Below are 18,181 nucleotides of genomic sequence, written 5' to 3' on the forward strand. Positions count from 1 at the left end.
CGGTATCGCTGGTCATTTCTGCTGGAGGTCGCTACGGCCGTCGGCCTCGAGCATCGCCTTGTACGCGGGGAAGAGCAGCTTCGCAGTCGGGACCAGCTTGAGGATCTTCTGCACCGGACCCTTGGCCCGCACCTGCCCCTTTGCCAATGCCACCGACAGGTTCACCTTGCCCTGCCAGAATCCATTGCCCGTGTCCGCGGACATGAACAACTCGATGTCCGGCTTGATGTCGGTCGCGCCCGCGAACACCTTGCCGTTGGGCAGGTCGACCGTCACGATCGCGTCGGGGTCTGTGTAATTGATCTGCAGCACAACGCCCGACCCGGAGAGCTTGGGTCCGATTTCGGGATCTGCCAGGCCCTTCTCGAAGACCCCGCCGATGTACTTGTGGACCTCTGCATCGTTCTTGAATACGCCCATTGGAGTGATTCCTTTCGTGTGTTTGACTGTTCGTACGATTCGATCTCGCCGAGTGACCCTCGGTCAGTCCAGGCCGATCCATACGGATTTGGTCTGCGTGTATCCCAGCAGGGATTCCTCCCCGAGGTCTCGCCCGTACCCCGATGCTTTGTAGCCACCGAATGGCGCCGCGGGATCGAGCATGTTGTACAGATTGACCCAGACGGTGCCGGCGGCGAGCTCCCGCGCCACCCGATGAGCCCGCTTGAGGTCGTCGGTCCACACACCTGCTGCGAGTCCATATGCACTGGAGTTCGCTCGGCGCACCACTTCCGCTTCGTCGTCGAAGGTCAGCACCGACAGCACCGGCCCGAAGATCTCCTCCGTGGCGATCGACATATCGTCACGCACATCGGTGAAAATCGTTGGTGTGAGGAAGTGTCCCTTACCGAGCGCGCCCCCCGGATGCTCACCACCACAGACCAGGGTGGCTCCCTCCCGGGTGCCTGCGCGTACGAAGCCCTCGACACGGTCCAGCTGCATCGCGGAGACCAATGGGCCCATCTCGGTGCTCTCGTCCAACCCATGACCGAGCTGAATCGCTCGGGTGGCCGCCTCCAGCTCGGCTACGAGTTCGTCGTGGACCTCGCGGTGGACGAAGAGCCGGGAACCGGCACAACACACCTGTCCCTGATTGAGGAAGATTGCTGCTAATGCGCCCTGTGCTGCGGCCTTGAGATCGGCATCCGGGAAGACGATGTTTGCGGACTTTCCACCCAGCTCGAGGGTGAGCTTCTTGATGCTCGGCGCGCTGGCGGTGATGATCCTGCGCCCCGTTTCGGTCGATCCGGTGAACGAGACCTTCGCAACCTTAGGGTGATCAATCAGGGCTTGCCCCGCCTCCGGGCCAAACCCAGTGACCAGGTTGAGGACTCCGGGGGGCAGTCCGACCTCGAGTGCGATTTCGGTCAGCCGGAGCGCGCTCAGCGAGGTATGTTCGGACGGCTTGAGGACAACGGTGTTGCCTGCCGCCAGCGCGGGTGCCACCTTCCAGGAAGCGATCAGTAACGGAAAGTTCCACGGCGCGATCGCGCCGATCACCCCCAGCGGTTCTCGCTGTGTGTAGACAAGTGCCTCTCCTACCGCCGGTGAAACCGGCAGAGTCTGGCCGGCGAGTTTCGTTGTCCACCCGCCGAAATATCGCCAGATTTGGCTGGCCAGACTCACGTCGATATACAAAGACTCCGACAGCGGCTTGCCGTTGTCGAGGGTCTCGAGCGTGGCCAGTTCCTCCGCGTGCGCCTCGATCGCGTCCGCGACGTCGAGCAGTATCCGACCTCGAGCGGCGGGACTCAGGCGGCGCCAGGACTGGAAGGCCACACTTGCGGAGTCGACGGCCCGATCCACGTCGATCGCGCCGCCCGCCGAAATGTTCGCCAGGACTGCGCCAGTAGCCGGGTCCGTGGTGGGAACCTCACTGCCGTCCGCCGCTGCCAACTTCTCTGTCCCGATCACGATGCTCGCGGAAGCGCCGCGCAAGAAGGACTGCACCGCCTCGGGTATGTCCACCGACATCATTGTCATCGGGCACTGCCTTTCTGTGTAGAAGATGATTCAAAAGTTCCTTGCGGCACAACGCAGCCCGAACAATTGTGAGTGGCTGTCGAATGGTTGCGGCACATTTCACGACCGACGAGGTGCGGCGCAAGTGCGGAGGCCTCTTTTGTCGAGGAAATACGACCGAGGCGATTCTCAATCGACGATTGTCATTTTTCGTCGAGCGTCTTCACATACTCAGAATCGGCGATCGGAAGGTCGACATTACTCGAACCACCTGGACTGCCGAGATCCTTGGTTACTTCCCTCGACGATTCTTGGAAGGGCTGCCACTGCTCATCGACCTTTTGTGCGGGACGGATGGCACTGACGGGACACACCGGCTCGCATGCACCGCAGTCGATGCACTCGTTCTGATGAATGTAGAGCATCCGGCCGCCCTCGTAGATGCAATCTACCGGGCATTCTTCGATGCACGACTTGTCCATAACGTCCACACACGGTTCACCAATGACGAATGCCATCAGATCTACCTCCTTGCTATTTGCGTGACAAACTTTGCCGACGAGGTCAGGCCTCGGCGAGCACGGGTTGAACCAGATCGCTCGAATGGCCCGGTGCGAGGGATGCGTTCGGGTCGAGCGCTACCACTGCGTTGTTGACAGCGGTAGCCACCTCACCGAAACCGACGGCGATCAGTTTCACTTTCCCGTCGAAGGTGGCGGCGTCCCCCGCGGCAAAGATATTGGGCAGGGTGGTCCGCATTGTGCTGTCCACCTTGATCGACCGGCCTTCGAGTTCGAGGCCCCAGTCCGCGATCGGCCCGAGATTCATCAGGAATCCGAGCGCGGCAACGACAACCTGGGCCTTGACTTCACGTCCGGACGACTCGCCGGCGACCTTGACGATAACGCTCTCAACCTGATCATCGCCACGTATTTCCGCCACATCGGCATCGAGCAGCAGATCGCAGGCAGACTCACGCAGTAAGCGGACCGAGTGCTCGTGCGCCCGGAACTGCTTACGCCGGTGGACGAGCGTGACGGAGCGGGCCCGCGGTAATGCGGCCAACGCCCAGTCCACTGCAGAGTCACCGCCGCCGACGACGACGACATCCTGACCGTCGAGGACGTCTAGCCGGGGAACGAAGTAGCGCAGTCCTCGACCGAGAAAGGCCTCCCCGGTTGCCAGGGGCCGCGGAGTGACAGCTCCGACCCCGGAGGTGATCACCACAGCCCGCGCGTCGATCACCACACGTTTCGAGGTGGTGACCCGCCACCCGGCGGGGAGGCGTTCGAGTGTGTCGGCCTGTTGTGAGAGCAGGTGTTTGGGAGCGAACGCCTCTGCTTGCTGGGTGAGATTCCGGATGAGCTGCTGCCCCTGCACGCCGGGCAGGCCGGCGACATCATAGATGTTCTTTTCGGGGTAGATGGCCTGTACTTGGCCGCCGACCTCGGGCAAGGCGTCAACCAGTGCCGTGCTGAGCCCTCGAAAACCCGCGCAGTACGCGCCGAAGAGGCCAACCGGTCCGGCACCGACGAACAGCAGGTCGACGGCGACGTCGGCTGTCGAGATTTCGGTTGTCGAGATTTCGGTTGTCATGCAGATCGCTCCTCGGTTTCAGGGTTGGCGTAGACGGGGGAACGGATGTGTGCCCGCGACTGCGACACGACACCGGACGGATCAGGAGGTGGCACTCGTCAGAAGTTGGGACAACTGGAGCTCGTCTTCCGCGGCGAACTTGTCCTCGAGCTGCATCGGGGAGTAGTCCTCGTCGATCTCCTCCAGCGGCCTGCCGCGCGCGCTTTCGATCGACTCGAGCCGTCGGTTGAGCTTGTCCATCCCGTAATCGGTCATCTCGTCGATGGTGATACCGAACGGGATTTCGTCGAAGGTGTCGAAGATCCTGACGATCAGTTGCAGCGCTGGCTCCAACAGCTCCTGCATGCGCTCGTCTACGACATCCCAGTTCCGGTCGTCGGCGGCCACATGCCGCCGGCAGGTGAACGTGCCCCAGGCCATGTGCCGACGCTCATCGTCACCGATGTGCTTGATCACTTCCTGCATCCCGGGCAGGATGTTGCGACTCTTGCAGACCTTGGCCCAGGCGTAATAGCCGGTGAGCGCGAGGCATCCCTCGACCACGTGGTTGTAGGTGACGGAGGCGCGGATCTGGGCCGCCGGCGACGGGTCTGTGGTCAGTGCGTACAGCGACTTGGGGAGTTCCTCGGTGAAAATCCGCTGGTAGGGCTCGCTGTAATCCACATATTCGTGGAGATCGCTGCTCAGTCCCACTGCGTCGAACCACAGTCGGAACGCCTGCATGTGCTTGGCTTCTTCGAAGGTGAACTGGGTGAGGTAGGCCTCGTCGGCCAGCCTGCCCTCGACGGCCATCGCCGACATGAACGGCTGCAGATCCTGTGCCACCGACTCCTCACCGGCGATAAAATGTGCGGCAAGGATGCAGGTGAGCCGCTTTTCTTCATCGGACAGTCCGGCGAAGTCCTGGGCGTCCTGGGAGAAGTCGATGGCTTCGGGGTCCCAGAACTTCTTGTTTCCCTTGCGGAACAATTTCATTGCGAATGAATTCATTCGCAGGCCGCCCTCGCTGAGGCTGCCAAATCCGCTTCGTTTGCCATGCTCGATAACGCGGTCGATTGCCATACCATTTCCTTTTCTAGTGCGCCTGATCGGTGGAAGAGAATGCGAACTCAGTAGCGGATCACGCCACGGATGTTCTTTCCGTCGCGCATATCTGCGTAGCCCTGGTTGATGTCCTCGAGGTCGTACTCGGTTGTGACCAGCTCATCGAGCTTCAACTGTCCGAGGGTGTACAGCTCGAGCAACCGGGGAATGTCGTGCTGACCGTTCGAAGATCCGAACAGCGATCCTCGGATTTGCTTTTCGTAGAGGGTCAACTCGAGAAGGTTGGTCGTGATGGTCGTTTCCTCTGGATGGCCGATGGCGGTAACGACGACTCGACCACGCTTGCCGACGAGGCTCAGTGCGGGTGCCACATAAGCGCCCTCGGCGACATCGGTGGTGATGACGCAAACATCCGCCAGCTGGCCGCGGGTGAATTCGCTGACCACATTCCACGCCTCGTCGACAGACGAAGCGGTGTGCGTGGCGCCGAACTCGCGTGACTTGGTGCGCTTGAACTCGACCGGGTCCACGACCATGATCATGCGGGCGCCGGCGATCCGCGCTCCCTGGATCGCGTTCATGCCGATGCCTCCTGCACCGATGACGACGACGGCGTCGCCGGCTCGCACCTCACCCGAACGAACTGCGCTGCCGTACCCGGTCGTTACTCCACAGCCCACCAGCGCAGCCTTGTCCAGGGGAATGCCGTCATCGATCTTCACCACCGATGCTGCTGGGACGACCGTGTATTCGGAAAAGGTTCCGAGCAAACACATTTGACCGACATCCTCGCCGCGCGCATGGAACCGGTAGGTCCCGTCGAGTTGGGGTCCGAGCATCACCGCGGCACCGGAATCGCACAAGTTGCCGATCCCGCGTACGCAGTACGAGCACCGGCCGCATGCGGGCAGGAACATCATGACGACGTGATCACCCTCGGAAATGTCGGCGACGTTCGCCCCTACTGCCTCGACGACACCGGCGCCCTCATGCCCTCCCACGAGCGGGTAGGGGAAAGGCAAGTCGCCTGTGACCAGGTGTTCGTCGGAATGGCACAGTCCGCTGGCGGTCAGCTTGACGAGTACCTCGCCCTCGCCGGGTGGATCCAAGTCGATCTCCTCGACCTGCCACTTCTCGTTCTGACCCCACAGGACTGCTGCTTTTGTCTTCACGGGCTGTTGACTCCCTCACTCGCGGAACGGCGTGTATCCATCATCACAACGGGCAAGGCGTGTTCGCGCGAGCCGTGCGTGCCATTGATGGCCCCAGGGGGCCAGGTGCAGGACTACGCATGCCACGGCTTGACCACGGGTGTGCCGAGTTGTTCCCCGCGGCGCGGTCACGTAGCCGGGCTTTCGCGGCTTCTCCGACTGACCGGGGGAGACTGCACTGGGCGGGCATCGCCTCGATACGCGGTACCACAGGGGACTGGCGCCCGCCACTCACATGATGGGCACTTCGAGATACACCGCGAGGCCACCGCCCGTCCGCGCGCCGAAGTGCAGGCGGCCATTGAGGGAGACCACGATTTGATCGGCGATCCACAAGCCGAGTCCCGCGCTACCACGCTGATCACCGACGGACACGAACTTCCTGGTGACCGCAGAAGCCAGTTCTGGAGGTAGCCCGGGGCCGCGATCGAGGATCTCGAGATGTAATTCGGACGGACTCACACGAACGATGATGTCGACCGGCTCACCCCGTCCGTGCCGGCTGGCGTTCTCGAGCAGATTGGTGATCACGCGTCGGAGCAGCTGGGGATCGAACCGGGATCGGGCATCCGGTGGCGAGATCGTTATCCGAAGCTGAGGAGGGACCAGGCCGACGGCGTCTGCGGTGGCAAGCAGGAAATCGTGCAGAAGAACCAGCTGCCGACGCCCGGTGCTGAACGTGGGTCGACGGCTCGCCGCAACGTCCCCCAGCGCATCCATCATCGCCGACAGGTGACCTGCATGTGCCGCGATCAGGTCCCGGACCCGTTGAGTGTCGTGGTCCGGTAGATCGCGTTGAGCTGCGTGGCTGTCGGCCAGGGCCTTCAACGAAGCGATCGGCGTTCGTAATTCGTGCAAGATGACCTGCAGGCCCGTCTCCTGGGCTTCGTACGACCTCAGCAACCGAGCACGCAGGTCCCGCTCCTCCTCGGCGGCCGCGTGCTCGGCCGCAGCTTCGGCCCGCGCCGCCGCTTGCGCTTGCGCCGCGCGCTCCGTCAGCAAAGTAAAGGCCGCCGTCAATGCGGCGGTGAACAACAGATACAGCGGCCACCACAGCCCGGCCTGTAGTCGAACTTCGAGCGGCGTGCCCGCGGAGTCCACAGTGAGTGCGAGGAGGAAATACGACACACCCAGCGCAAGGGAGAGCAGGACGGTACCCGCAAAAGACAATCGCGTCGCCGCGGCGATGATAACCAGAAACAGCAACGCCACGGTGGGACTTTCCCTACCTCCGGTTGTCGCGATGAACCCGAGCGACAGCCCCGCGTCCAGGGTGGTCACGATTGCGGACGCCCTCATGCTCCCCAGTTCAGCCGACGGATAGTAGAACCCCGTGAGCGCATACACGGTCGAGATACCGAGGAGAAGTAGCGCCCACCCGAGATGCTCGCGTACATTGCCCGCTCCCACCGCCAGCAGCACCCCCACCGACAACACGACACCACAACGGACGCTGACGATGATCCGCTGGATCGTCCGGATATCGGCATCCCTGAATGCCTCCGTGCCCGAGTGCATACTGGATCGCGACGAGCGCCACCACGGAACGGCCGACATGGTTACCTCCCACTTACACTCAACCAGTCGTTTGAGTGATCACTGTGGCATGACACTAATTCGGGTGAGGCAATGCGCGACCAGAAACTGATATTGGCCCTGATCGATGATCATGATTTGTTCACGCAAGGGCTGGCAATGCTCCTCGAGGCGCAGGACGCCGACCGTTTCGAGGTAGGCGGCATCACCAACCGAGCAGATGAGGCCCTGGCCCTGGTCGGCTCGTGCGGCGCCGACATCGCAATCGTCGATCTCACGATGCCCCCGACCGGCGGAATGCTGGCGATTCGTCAAATCAAGTCCCGATACCCCGACACGAAAGTCGTCGTGCTGTCCGGGACGACGGACTACAAGCTCGCCGAGGAAGCGTTACGAGCCGGCGCCGACGGATTTCTACCAAAGTCGGCGGACCCACACGTACTGGTAGCTCCGCTCTTGACCGTGGCCGCCGGTCTACGAGTCATCGCACCTGACTTGTTGACCGTACTTCTCGATTCTGTCCGGCACCCTCCGCAAAGCCTGCTCGACAAACTGGCCGTGGAGGAGATTCGACTCTGGGTTCTGCTCTCCCGCGGCCTGGAGACCACGGAGATCGCCAAGCACATGCTCGTCTCCGAACGCACAACCAAACGAATGGTGGCAGCGCTGCTCAACAAACTGGGGGCGCCGAATCGGGTCGTCGCGGCCGGCTTGGCCGGTCACTACGGGCTCCTCGGCACGAGCACAGTCGACTGAGCGTCGTCGCCAGATCTATGAAGTTTCTAGCCCGGTTGTGCAACCAGAAGTGGACGTAAGGGCCGCGGTCAGCGCCCCGGGTGTGGCCAACACGATGAGATAGTGCCCGATGGCACACGATCGAAGCTCGCTGACGCCAACTGCGTGGGTGGGTCGGCCCGCCTATGCCTGAGCAGCGCAACGGGCCGTGAGGGCATGTCAAGCACCGGCCACCCCCCAAAGGCCCAGTCCAGCCAACGTCGACACCGTCGGGGGCCGGCACACCTACGCCACCCAGGCTAGGGCGAAATCCCTGTCGGAATGGTCTCCAAGCTGCTCGGGCACACATCGTTGACCATCATTACTAACGAGCACCCTGAGCGGCGAGCACGACAAACGCTGGCCGGAGCCGACTGGTTCACCACCACGGCGGTAACGCTACGAGTCCCAGGTATTCCGTGCCGTCCACCCCATCAGGATTCCTCTGCGGCGAGGCGCGTCGGTATGGCACCTGCGCCGCGACGCGGACGTCCTGTGCAGGCGCCCGGCCCACCATGATGGCCCTGCGGTCAGTTCTTCCGCCCATGGCGGTTGGACGATGGGCATTCGTATTCTTTCCAGAAAATGCTAACGCAGGCATCGCCAGGGAGACCAGGATTAGGAGATGGCCGATGCAGAGCCCGCACGGACTGAACGCGACGTAGCGCTCTCAGTCGTCTCCGAGCTCGAAGCCGAAGGCTTCAACGACGCGCTGGAAGTTGGCCGCGGAGGCTTCGGCGTCGTCTACCGTTGTGTTCAGACCGCATTGGATCGAACAGTCGCGATCAAGGTCTTGAATGAAGGCTTCGAACGTGGCGAGCGCGAACGCTTCGTCCGAGAACAACGGGTCATGGGAAGATTGTCCGGGCATCCGAATATCGTCCAGATACTGCAGGTGGGAGTTCTCGCGGCAGGGCGCCCGTATATCGTGATGCCATTCCACGCGCGCGACTCGCTGGAAGCGTGGGTTCGACGCCACGGCCCCTTGCCCTGGCCGGATGTCCTTCAGGTCGGGATCAAGCTCGCTGGCGCTCTATACACCGCACACGACCTCGAGATATTGCACCGCGACGTGAAGCCGGCCAACATCCTGATCACCGACTACGGGGAGCCTCAGTTAGCCGACTTCGGCATCGCGCGGGTCGGCGGCGCCTTCAAGACTTCGACGGGACACATCGCAGGCTCGCCCGCCTACACCGCCCCGGAATTGCTGCAGGGTCAGGCACCCGGACCGGTATCCGATATCTACGGACTCGGCTCGACGCTCTTCACGTTGATGACCGGACACGCAGCGTTCGAACGCCGGGCCGGCGAGGGCGTTGTTGCTCAGTTCGTACGAACCACCCGTGCGTCGATCCCCGACCTCCGTATGCGGAATTTTCCACCCGATGTGGTGGCCGCAATTGAGCATGCGATGGCCAAGTCTCCAACAGACCGCCCCCAATCGGCCGTCGCTCTCGGAGATGAACTCCGGGGGATCCGAAAGAAACACGGATTGTACAGCGCGGATATGGCGCTTGCAGGGCCCACAGGAACCGATACTTTCGCGAACCGTTCCGCGGAGCAACCGGTTGGTAGGGCACATGAGGCTGGGTGGATGCCTGCGGCGACATCCACACCGCCGAGCGCCTCGACCAAGTTCCGTCCGCCCACCTCCACTCGACCATTGGTGGTGCGGCGCAGGCTGATCGACACTCTGCAAAGTGGTGCGCACCGCAGATTGGTCCTGATACATGCGCCCGCCGGCTTCGGCAAAAGCACGCTGGCGTCGCAGTGGCGAGGCGTTCTGGTCGAGGACGGTGCGTCAGTCGCATGGCTGAGCGTCGACCCCGACGACAACAATGTGGTCTGGTTTCTCGCCCATCTGGTAGAAGCAGTCCGCCAGGTTCGCCCCGCCCTGGCGCGTGAGCTCGGACAGATCCTCGAAGACCATCCCCCGGACGCGGCCCGATACGTACTGAGTTCGCTGATCGACGAGATCCATTCCAGTGGCGAGCGTTTGGTGGTCGTCATCGATGATTGGCATCGGGTGAGCGCAGACGAAACGATCGAGGCCATGGACTTCCTCCTCGACCATGGGTGTCACCATCTGCAGCTGGTAGTGACGAGTCGCACTCAGGCCGGTCTACCCCTGAGCAGGATGCGGGTGAGCGACGAACTCGTGGAAATAGACCCGGACGCACTGCGGTTCGATGCCTCGGAAGCGAAGGCTTTCCTCCTCGACGTCAATGGCCTGCGGCTAAGCGAATCGGAGGTCACTGAACTGGCCATCGCGACGGACGGATGGGCGGCCGCGCTGCAGTTGGCATCGCTGTCGCTTCGCGGCCGGGACGATCCGGCAGAGTTCATCAGACATCTGTCTGGACGGCATCATGCCATCGGCGAGTATCTCGTGGCCAACGTGCTTCACACGCTCGAGCCCCACCTACTCGATTTCCTGATGGCCACGGCGATCGCCGAGAAGGTCTGCGGCGACCTAGCCGCAAAACTAGCCGGCCTGCAATCTGGCCAGGCACTGCTCGAGGAAGCCGAAGGTCGGGATCTCTTCTTGACCAGCATCGACGATGACAAGGAATGGTTCCGCTACCACCATCTGTTCGCCGAGTTCCTCCAACGTCGACTCGAACGAGTCGATCCGGCAAGGGCCCGAGAACTGCATCTCACTGCGTCGACCTGGTTCGAGGACCACGGAATGCTCAGCGAGGCAGTCGATCACGTAATGGCGGCGAAGGATTTCGATCGTGCCGCTCATCTGGTCGAATCAGGTGGAATGGAGTTGATCGAGAACTCCAGGATGGCAACATTGCTTGGTCTTGTCGCGAAGCTTCCCCCCGCTGTGGCACAATCGACCGCGTCTTCAGCTCATCGTCGCGTGGGGAAATGTGTTGTTACAGCGGCCGAAGGTCATGCAACTCGCGCTCGACCGTCTCTCTTCCTCCCTCGATTCGGAATCGATGACCGAGTGGGAACAGCGTGCTATCGCCCGCGAAGCAAACTTGGTCCGAGCAGTCGCAAAGGTCCTCGCCGATCAGAGCGAGGGTGTTCAGGACCTGATCGACGACATTCTCCGAGATCCTGACGGTTTGCGTCCTTTCGTCGCGTCGGCCGCGAGCGATGTGGCGTCGTTTCTGGCGATTCACAACTTCGAGTTCGCGGCAGCTCGGCGATGGCAGGACTGGGCGCGCAGGTATCACGAGCAGACCGTCGGGCCGTTCAGTGCGGTCTACGGCCACTGCATGGCTGGAGTAGCAGCATACGAGGTTCTCGACGTCGGGGAGGCCGAGAACATCTTTCATACCGCACTGGCGCTCGCACGACAGACCGGCATGCACAGTCACGCCGCACGCCTCGCTGGCGCACTTCTCGGTTCTGTGCTGTACGACAAGGGCGCCATCGACGGCGCGGAAGAGTTGCTCGATCGCAGCAACGAACTCGGCCCCGAAGGTGGTGTAGTCGACATCATGCTCGCCACCTACGGCGTTGGATCACGGATCAAGGTACTTCGCGGAGACCGTGATTCCGCGACGATCCGTCTGGAGGAAGGGGCGAGGATAGCTGAGAAGCTCCATCTTCCGCCTTTGGCCAAGCGCATTGTGAACGAGCGAATTCGCGCCGGATTGCCAATCGATCCCTCTTTGGAAGCGCGTCTGAAAGATGCCGGCCCTCGAGAGGAGATGGAGAACGGGATCGCGGAGGTCTCATCTCAATTCGACGAAGATTCGACGATAATGCTGCTCCTCGCCGACCGTTCTGACGCATCCATCGAAGCGGCCCTCGCCCGTGGGCGAGCGCTGGTCGAGAGCGTGAGGAAGCAAAAGCGGCCGCGAGCACTGATGGTGTCGACATTGCTGCTGGTGCACTGCCTTGCATCGGCGGGCCGGATGGACGAGGCCAAACGGACGCTGGCTCCAGTCGCGTCGCAGTGTGCCGTTCTCGGACTACCGCGTTTGCTACTCGATGGCGGTGCGGAAATTCCACATGTTCTGTCCCAGCTTCTCGAAGACGTCCGCTCCGGTGATCGATGGTTACGGCGGTGGCCCGATGTGACCGCCTCTTTCCTCACCGATGCCATGGGCCGCGATGTCTGAGTTCCGCCGCTGACCGCTCGTATTCACGGGCAAGCGGTCCGGCGCCAAAGGCGTAAGGACGAACGGGGTCGTTGGGCCACGTGAAGACAACCAGCACGCGCACGCAGCGAAGGTAGAAGGTGCGGAGCGGAGGGAGGCCACGGAATTGGCCCGACACCGGGGCCGCCGCACCACGGCAGCGGATGAGGGAGGGCATGGGCGATGGGTAGGTACCCGAGCTGGGGGATGATCCACTACCCGGACTGGGAAGTGGAGCCCTCGGTCCAGGACGAGATGTGCCCTGCGCCGCACGCTCGATATTCACGATGACGACACCACCCGTCTTGGTGATATTCCGCAGGTATCTGCACCTGCTCGAAAGCGACGGAATGTGAATCAGTGACCGATACAAGCTTCCTGTTGAGCGTCGCTTCGAATGAAGACCACTGGGCCGGCGATCGTCACTCCTGGTGCCGATGGGCGCTGGGTCGAGTGGCCGTTCGTCTGCATCGCCAACGTGCCGACGATGACGGGTGCCCGAGATTGACGACGTTGACACGGGAATGTTGGTCGGCACGGTTACGGTGCGGTCGTTCATCGGCATCAATGGGTGACAACAGCGGTGAAAGCCCCTCCGCCCAACACCATGTGGCCCCTGGCGCGGCCGCGTGTGCTAGTCAAGACTGAACAGCTATGAGTGGAGCCGCCCCCTGTGATCGTGATCCTGTCCGCCGAGGACGCCGCCGAGCACCTGGCCTCGGGTGCGATGGCGTGCCCGGCATGCGGCGGAGGACTGCGCAAATGGGGATACGGCCGTAGCCGCACGGTGCGCGGGCTCGGCGCCGAGAGGGTGACCGTGCGACCCGCCCGTGTCCGTTGCGCCCGCTGTTCGAAGACTCAGGTGCTGTTGCCGACCGCCCTGCAGGTGCGCCGCGCCGACACCACCGAGGTGATCGGAACAGCATTGGTACACAAGGCGAATGGCCTAGGATATCGGCGTATCGCCGATATCCTAGGCCGGCCTGAATCAACAGTGCGCCGTTGGTTGCGCCGGGTCCCACCCGATCATCTGCACTGGGTATACACCCAAGCCAATCAACGGCTCATCTCGATCGCGGTCGAGGTCTTCGGCCGCATCCGCTATGCCGGCAATCTGCTGCACCACACGTTGACAGTGTTGGCCGCCGCCGCGTTCCACGCGAAGCGGCGGTTCGGGTTCGACGACGCGCCGTGGGCGTTGATCGGGATGTACACCCGGGGACGACTGCTCGCACCACCGGGCAGCGGCTGAAAATCGTTCTCCAGCGTATTCGCATGCCCGAATTCGGCCGTCAGTGTGCCGAGTATGCCGTCAACGTGACGACGATGCCGTCACCATGCCGACGAAATCCTCGAAATCCGTCCGAAACCGTTTGCATCCAGAGTGACGCCGTCGTCTGCACATTCAGTGACGGTCAACAGCTTCCGGGCGAGATCTCCGGCGGAATGCGACAACGTGCCGGTCTCGCTCGCGCTCTGGTTCTCGACCCGCAGCTCATTTTGTGCGATGCGCCGGACTCCGGTCTCGACCCGGTCCGCCGGGCCTACCTCAGCCAGCTGTTGATCGATATCAATGCGCAGATCGACGCCACCATCTTGATCGTGACCCACAATATTTCCGTCGCGCGCACCGTGCCTGACAACATCGGAATGCTCTTTCGTAAGCATCTGGTGATGTTCGGCCCCGGGGAGGTCCTCCTCACCAGCGCCTAGTGTCGTACGCCATAAATTCGTGCTTTAACTTGATATCCTGAGGTATGCCTCGAACCGGACGCCCGAAGGTGGAGTTGATGTTGACCGATAACGAACGCGAACAGCTCGTTCGATGGTCGCGGCGGGCGAAAACCCCACAATCGTTGGCACTGAGGGCGCGGATCGTGTTGGCTTGCGCAGAGCCAGGGATGACAAATAAGCAAGTTGCGGTAGATCTAGGGATATCCGCCAACACGGTCAACAAATGGCGCGGGCGCTTCGTCGACCGACGCCTCGACGGCTTGGTCGACGAACCTCGACCGGGTCGTCCGCCCTCGATCTTGCTGGACCGGGTCGAAGACGTGGTTACCGCGACACTGGAAACCTCCCCGGCCAATGCGACGCACTGGTCGCGTACCTCGATGGCCAAGCGCACCGGCCTGTCACCGTCGACGATCGGCCGGATCTGGCGCAAGTTCGAACTCAAACCGCATCTGACCGACGGTTTCAAGCTGTCCACGGATCCGCAGTTCGTGGACAAGGTCGTCGATGTCGTTGGCCTTTACCATAATCCCCCGGAGCGTGCTGTCGTCCTGTGCGTGGACGAGAAGAGCCAGATGCAGGCATTGAACCGTTCCCAGCCGGTGTTGCCGATGATGCCCGGCATGCCGGAACGGCGCAGTCATGACTACGCCCGCAGCGGCGTCACCAGTCTGTTCGCGGCGTTCAACATCGCCGACGGCACGGTGATCTCCGAGCTTCATCGACGTCACCGGGCCGTGGAGTTCAAGAAGTTCCTCACCGCGATCGACAAGGCCGTCCCCGACGAGTTGGACGTGCATCTCGTCTGCGACAACCTGGCCACCCACAAGACGCCTGCAGTGGGCGACTGGTTGGCAAAGCACCCACGTTTTCACGTCCACTTCACCCCGACCGGGTCCTCCTGGATCAATCAGGTCGAGCGATGGTTCGCATTCCTGACCGATCAACTACTCCGCCGTGGAGTACACAAAAGCGTTGTCGCACTGGAGAAAGACGTTCGCAACTGGATCAAGACCTGGAACGACGACCCGAAGCCGTTCGTCTGGCACAAGACCGCCGAGGAGATCCTCGATTCCCTCGCCAAATATATCTCACGAATTTCTGACGCGGGACACTAGCCCGTCGTGGAACAGTTCCTCAATGGTCGCCGAATCGGCCCATCGGTATGAGCGAGGAGAAGGATGAATCGCAGATTGCCCGGGAGCAGGCGTTGGTCGAGGCTGGCCATCATCGTGGCGGCACGGAAGAGAGATGGAAGGCATTGTCGCGCAGATTCAGCCGACTCCAGGGCTGCCGTTTCGCGAGGCCGTGTTCCGTCGTCAGGAGCGGTCAGGGGGATCATGCATACGTTGCCCCCAACGCGCAGGCGGCCATCAGGGAAAGCATCGACGCCGAACAGGACACACAGGTCCTTCCCGTGGTTGGTGCGAAGATTTTGGACGCCGGCATAGTTCGACCGAACCCATCTCGTGTCAGATCCCGCATCACGCCTGGCGGGCGGGTCCGCTCGTCAAGCTCCAAACTCCGGTCAACTGAGATGAGTGATCTGAGGCGTCCAGGTCGACGCATGGAGCTCCGGTCATGTCCTCACAGAATGTCCTCACAGACGAAGGAAACGGAGAACGACATCAGAAATCTGCCGACAGGTCTCCACATTTTCTCGGTGTACGTTGCCACCTGCGGCGGGCAGGACTATGTGGCTGACCGTGAGTCGGATCAGCACGTCGACGGCGTGGTCGATGTCGGCGCGGTCATGGTTGGGTAAGTGTTCATCGAACCAGCTGATCAGCCGTTGCGTGGCAAGTTCGAGCATTGATGTGGACGTGGCGACCAAGCGCAGTACGCTCGATTCCCCCCGGAGGTCATCGAGCGGTGCGGTCAGCGCTGCGCGAAGCAACGGACTCTCGACTGCTTCGTCGAGGGTGTATTGCACCGCTTCGGTGATAGCCCTCGGGACGGAGTCGGTGTTGGTGTCGAGGATGGTCTGTATTCCCGTGAGGAACCGCTCCGTTTCACGTAGTACGAGGGCGTCCCCGAGCTCATTTTTGCTGGCGAACTCTTTGTACAACGTCGGACGCGAGACTCCGATCATGGCAGCCACGTCACTGAAGCGGACCTTGTTCCACCCTTTTTCGGTGATCAACGTCTGCGTCGCACGCAAGGCTTCCTCTCGCATGTGCCGCCGATAAGACATCCGCAGGGATTCCCCGATCACGACCATCACCGTAACGGATGGGTGATAAGTGTTCAGATCGCGACACTGGTCCGATAGTGCCGGTCAGCGAAAACGCGTTTACAAACTATGCGACTATGTATCCGCATATACAATTGATCAAAATATGTATGCAATGAGTTGATACGTACAAGCTCCTTCGAAAGGTGCCGTATGAGTCGCAGGTGTAGCAATCAAGGTGAGGGCGGTGAACAACGACACTCGGCTGATGGTTTGCGCGTACCGCAGAGCGCCGGCAAGGGGGGGGTGGGACAGTGGTGGGGGAGATTTCACCAGCACCATCCGACTGTCCGAGACGGCGACGAGCTTCCACCGCATCACAGTTGGTGCCTGGGGTGCGGACCCGATAATCCGCACGGGCACCACCTGCACGCGCGCCGTCGCGGAGAGGGGGTCGTCGCCGAGCACGTCTTCGACGACCGGCACATGGGCGCTCCGGGGATCGCGCACGGCGGCGCCGTCACCACGGTCCTCGACGACATGTTCGGGATGCTGCTCTACACCGTAGGCGAGATGGCGGTCACTAGGCGCCTCGACACCGAATTCCACGCCCCCGTCCTGCTCGGCACTCGGTACGTGATCACCGCGGACCTGCAGCGCCGTCGCGGGCGCAAACTCGACGTGACCGCGCGGATGGAAGTAGCGACCACCGGGGATCTTGCCGCCTCGGCGCGCGCGTTGTTCATTGTCGTCGACCTGGCACATTTCACGACCTCGCTGACACGTGCCCAGTCCACCACGGATATCGACCAGGACCTCCCGTGACCGCCTCGAGCACTGGGGACTGCTCGTCGATGCGTTGCTCACCGATCACGGCCCCGCCGGCCCCTACGCCGCGTTCGCTCGGTTGCGCGGCGCTCACCCGGAACTGTCGACGCGGACCGGAGCGCTGATTCTCTCCCGCTACGACGACTGTGACGCCGCGCTACGAGACCGTAATCTGGGCAAGGTCGACGAATCGCTCGGGTTTCGCCTCAGCGAAGTGCCCGAAGAATTGCAGCGCACCGCGATGCGTCGTTTTCGGCGCACGATGCTCTTTCGCAACCCACGCGACCACGGGCGGTTGCGCCGCATCGTGGCAGATGTGTTCACCCCCGTCATATCGACGAACTGCGCTCGTCGGTGATCGCCCAGATCGAGTTGCTGCTGGACAAGATGAGCGTGCGACCCCATGTCGACATCATTGCCGATCTGGCTTTACCCCTACCGGTCTCGGTGATCGGGACGATGCTCGGTGTCCCGGATGACGACCGTGCGGCGGCGGCGTCGCTGGTTCGCGACCTCGTCGCCCCGCTCGAACCCAGCGCTGACGCCGCCGCCGTCGCGCGCGCGGCCGTCGCCGAGGATCGATTGACCGACTATTTCACCGGGTTACTGTCGGCAAACGCCGAGCGCCGGGCGACGATCTACTCAGCAGGTTGGCCACCGCGCGCGCGGGGACGACGCGTTCGACGACGACGAATGCGTGGTACCGCGCTGCTGCTGTTTGCCGCGGGCTTCGAGACCACGGCCAATCTCATCGGTAACGGGGTGGCGGCGCTGCTCGCACACCCCGAGCAAATGCACTTGCTCCGCGAACGACCCGAAATTGTCGGCACCGCAGTCGAGGAACTCCTGCGCTACGACGCCCCCGTGCAAACCAACGGATGCACAGTGCTGCGCCCGACCACCCTCGCCAGCCACGACCTGACCCCAGGCGGGCCGTGCTCACACTCCTTGGTGCCGCCAACCGCGACCCCGACGTCTTCGACGACCCCGACACTCTCGATCTCACCCGGACCGGACGCCCCCCACTTGCCTTCGGAGCCGAAATCCATCTCTGCCTCGGCGCACCGGTGGCCCGACTCGAAGGAGCCGAAGTGTTTTCCACGACTACTGAGCAGATTCCGCCACCTTGCCCTGGCCGGTAACCCGGGCCGGCGCCGCGGATTGTCCTTCCGCGGCTTGACATCGTTGCCGGTGAGTACCCGATGACCGCCGTGCAC

Annotated in this window: 14 protein-coding genes and 3 pseudogenes; 9 read left to right on the forward strand and 8 right to left on the reverse strand. The window is 62.3% G+C overall.

Features of this window, described 5'->3' with window-relative positions; translation table 11 throughout:
- Positions 1–12: 12 nt before the first annotated feature.
- The 7 genes from R4P95_RS31085 to R4P95_RS31115 all read right to left on the reverse strand — a co-directional run bounded on the left by R4P95_RS31085 (position 13) and on the right by R4P95_RS31115 (position 7,370).
- Positions 13–420, reverse strand: a complete 408-nt coding sequence (locus R4P95_RS31085) for an SCP2 sterol-binding domain-containing protein (RefSeq protein ID WP_317747685.1) — start codon at positions 418–420, stop codon at positions 13–15.
- Between the two features lie 63 nt (positions 421–483).
- A complete protein-coding gene (locus tag R4P95_RS31090; protein WP_317747684.1) occupies positions 484–1,983 on the reverse strand; it encodes an aldehyde dehydrogenase family protein in 1,500 nt (499 codons plus the stop codon).
- A 182-nt stretch (positions 1,984–2,165) separates the two neighbouring features.
- Positions 2,166–2,480, reverse strand: a complete 315-nt coding sequence (fdxA, locus tag R4P95_RS31095; protein ID WP_007297940.1) for a ferredoxin — start codon at positions 2,478–2,480, stop codon at positions 2,166–2,168.
- Between the two features lie 46 nt (positions 2,481–2,526).
- A complete protein-coding gene (locus R4P95_RS31100; RefSeq protein WP_317747683.1) occupies positions 2,527–3,558 on the reverse strand; it encodes an NAD(P)/FAD-dependent oxidoreductase in 1,032 nt (343 codons plus the stop codon).
- An 81-nt stretch (positions 3,559–3,639) separates the two neighbouring features.
- Complete coding sequence (locus tag R4P95_RS31105) at positions 3,640–4,620, reverse strand: R2-like ligand-binding oxidase (RefSeq protein WP_317747682.1); 981 nt, start codon at positions 4,618–4,620, stop codon at positions 3,640–3,642.
- A 47-nt stretch (positions 4,621–4,667) separates the two neighbouring features.
- Positions 4,668–5,774 (reverse strand): NDMA-dependent alcohol dehydrogenase, encoded by a 1,107-nt coding sequence (locus R4P95_RS31110; protein ID WP_317747681.1) that lies wholly within the window; start codon positions 5,772–5,774, stop codon positions 4,668–4,670.
- A gap of 270 nt (positions 5,775–6,044) precedes the next feature.
- Entirely contained in the window at positions 6,045–7,370 is a 1,326-nt protein-coding gene (locus tag R4P95_RS31115; protein ID WP_317747680.1) for a HAMP domain-containing sensor histidine kinase, read from the reverse strand.
- A 72-nt stretch (positions 7,371–7,442) separates the two neighbouring features.
- Here R4P95_RS31115 and R4P95_RS31120 point away from each other — a divergent pair, with 72 nt between their 5' ends.
- The 6 genes and pseudogenes from R4P95_RS31120 to R4P95_RS31145 all read left to right on the forward strand — a co-directional run.
- Positions 7,443–8,105, forward strand: a complete 663-nt coding sequence (locus tag R4P95_RS31120; RefSeq protein WP_007297945.1) for a response regulator transcription factor — start codon at positions 7,443–7,445, stop codon at positions 8,103–8,105.
- Positions 8,106–8,748: 643 nt separating this feature from the next.
- Positions 8,749–12,211 (forward strand): annotated as a pseudogene (locus tag R4P95_RS31125) (protein kinase domain-containing protein).
- 691 nt (positions 12,212–12,902) lie between these two features.
- Positions 12,903–13,481, forward strand: coding sequence for a helix-turn-helix domain-containing protein (locus R4P95_RS31130; RefSeq protein ID WP_317747679.1), 579 nt, complete (start codon positions 12,903–12,905; stop codon positions 13,479–13,481).
- A gap of 155 nt (positions 13,482–13,636) precedes the next feature.
- Positions 13,637–13,936 (forward strand): annotated as a pseudogene (locus tag R4P95_RS31135) (ATP-binding cassette domain-containing protein); the annotation flags it as partial.
- A 50-nt stretch (positions 13,937–13,986) separates the two neighbouring features.
- On the forward strand, positions 13,987–15,081 hold the full coding sequence (locus R4P95_RS31140) for an IS630 family transposase (protein ID WP_317747675.1): 1,095 nt from the start codon (positions 13,987–13,989) through the stop codon (positions 15,079–15,081).
- A pseudogene (locus tag R4P95_RS31145) lies at positions 15,082–15,380 on the forward strand (ABC transporter ATP-binding protein); the annotation flags it as partial.
- A gap of 183 nt (positions 15,381–15,563) precedes the next feature.
- Here R4P95_RS31145 and R4P95_RS31150 read toward each other — a convergent pair.
- Positions 15,564–16,184: a TetR family transcriptional regulator gene (locus R4P95_RS31150; protein WP_397504948.1), complete on the reverse strand. Its 621-nt coding sequence runs from the start codon at positions 16,182–16,184 to the stop codon at positions 15,564–15,566.
- A gap of 258 nt (positions 16,185–16,442) precedes the next feature.
- Here R4P95_RS31150 and R4P95_RS31155 point away from each other — a divergent pair, with 258 nt between their 5' ends.
- The 3 genes from R4P95_RS31155 to R4P95_RS31165 are packed head-to-tail and all read left to right on the forward strand — an operon-like array spanning position 16,443 to position 18,170.
- Complete coding sequence (locus R4P95_RS31155; RefSeq protein ID WP_012686937.1) at positions 16,443–16,961, forward strand: PaaI family thioesterase; 519 nt, start codon at positions 16,443–16,445, stop codon at positions 16,959–16,961.
- Positions 16,921–17,322, forward strand: coding sequence for a hypothetical protein (locus tag R4P95_RS31160; protein ID WP_317747677.1), 402 nt, complete (start codon positions 16,921–16,923; stop codon positions 17,320–17,322). Before R4P95_RS31155 ends, R4P95_RS31160 begins: the two co-directional genes overlap by 41 nt.
- The gene (locus tag R4P95_RS31165; protein ID WP_317747676.1) at positions 17,319–18,170 is read left to right on the forward strand and encodes a hypothetical protein; all 852 of its coding nucleotides are present in this window, start codon (positions 17,319–17,321) and stop codon (positions 18,168–18,170) included. The genes R4P95_RS31160 and R4P95_RS31165 overlap by 4 nt, the downstream gene beginning before the upstream one ends.
- Positions 18,171–18,181: the final 11 nt, after the last annotated feature.

It is taken from the genome of Rhodococcus sp. IEGM 27, assembly GCF_033142305.1.
Classification (GTDB): Bacteria; Actinomycetota; Actinomycetes; order Mycobacteriales; family Mycobacteriaceae; genus Rhodococcus_F; species Rhodococcus_F oxybenzonivorans.

Bases quoted from the DNA above. Each gene is read 5' to 3' on its own strand.
- R4P95_RS31105 (WP_317747682.1), bottom strand. From the start codon at position 4,620: ATGGCAATCGACCGCGTTATCGAGCATGGCAAACGAAGCGGATTTGGC.
- R4P95_RS31100 (WP_317747683.1), bottom strand. From the start codon at position 3,558: ATGACAACCGAAATCTCGACAACCGAAATCTCGACAGCCGACGTCGCC.
- R4P95_RS31090 (WP_317747684.1), bottom strand. From the start codon at position 1,983: ATGACAATGATGTCGGTGGACATACCCGAGGCGGTGCAGTCCTTCTTG.
- R4P95_RS31085 (WP_317747685.1), bottom strand. From the start codon at position 420: ATGGGCGTATTCAAGAACGATGCAGAGGTCCACAAGTACATCGGCGGG.
- R4P95_RS31120 (WP_007297945.1), top strand. From the start codon at position 7,443: ATGCGCGACCAGAAACTGATATTGGCCCTGATCGATGATCATGATTTG.
- R4P95_RS31140 (WP_317747675.1), top strand. From the start codon at position 13,987: ATGCCTCGAACCGGACGCCCGAAGGTGGAGTTGATGTTGACCGATAAC.
- R4P95_RS31150 (WP_397504948.1), bottom strand. From the start codon at position 16,184: ATGGTCGTGATCGGGGAATCCCTGCGGATGTCTTATCGGCGGCACATG.
- fdxA (WP_007297940.1), bottom strand. From the start codon at position 2,480: ATGGCATTCGTCATTGGTGAACCGTGTGTGGACGTTATGGACAAGTCG.
- R4P95_RS31115 (WP_317747680.1), bottom strand. From the start codon at position 7,370: ATGTCGGCCGTTCCGTGGTGGCGCTCGTCGCGATCCAGTATGCACTCG.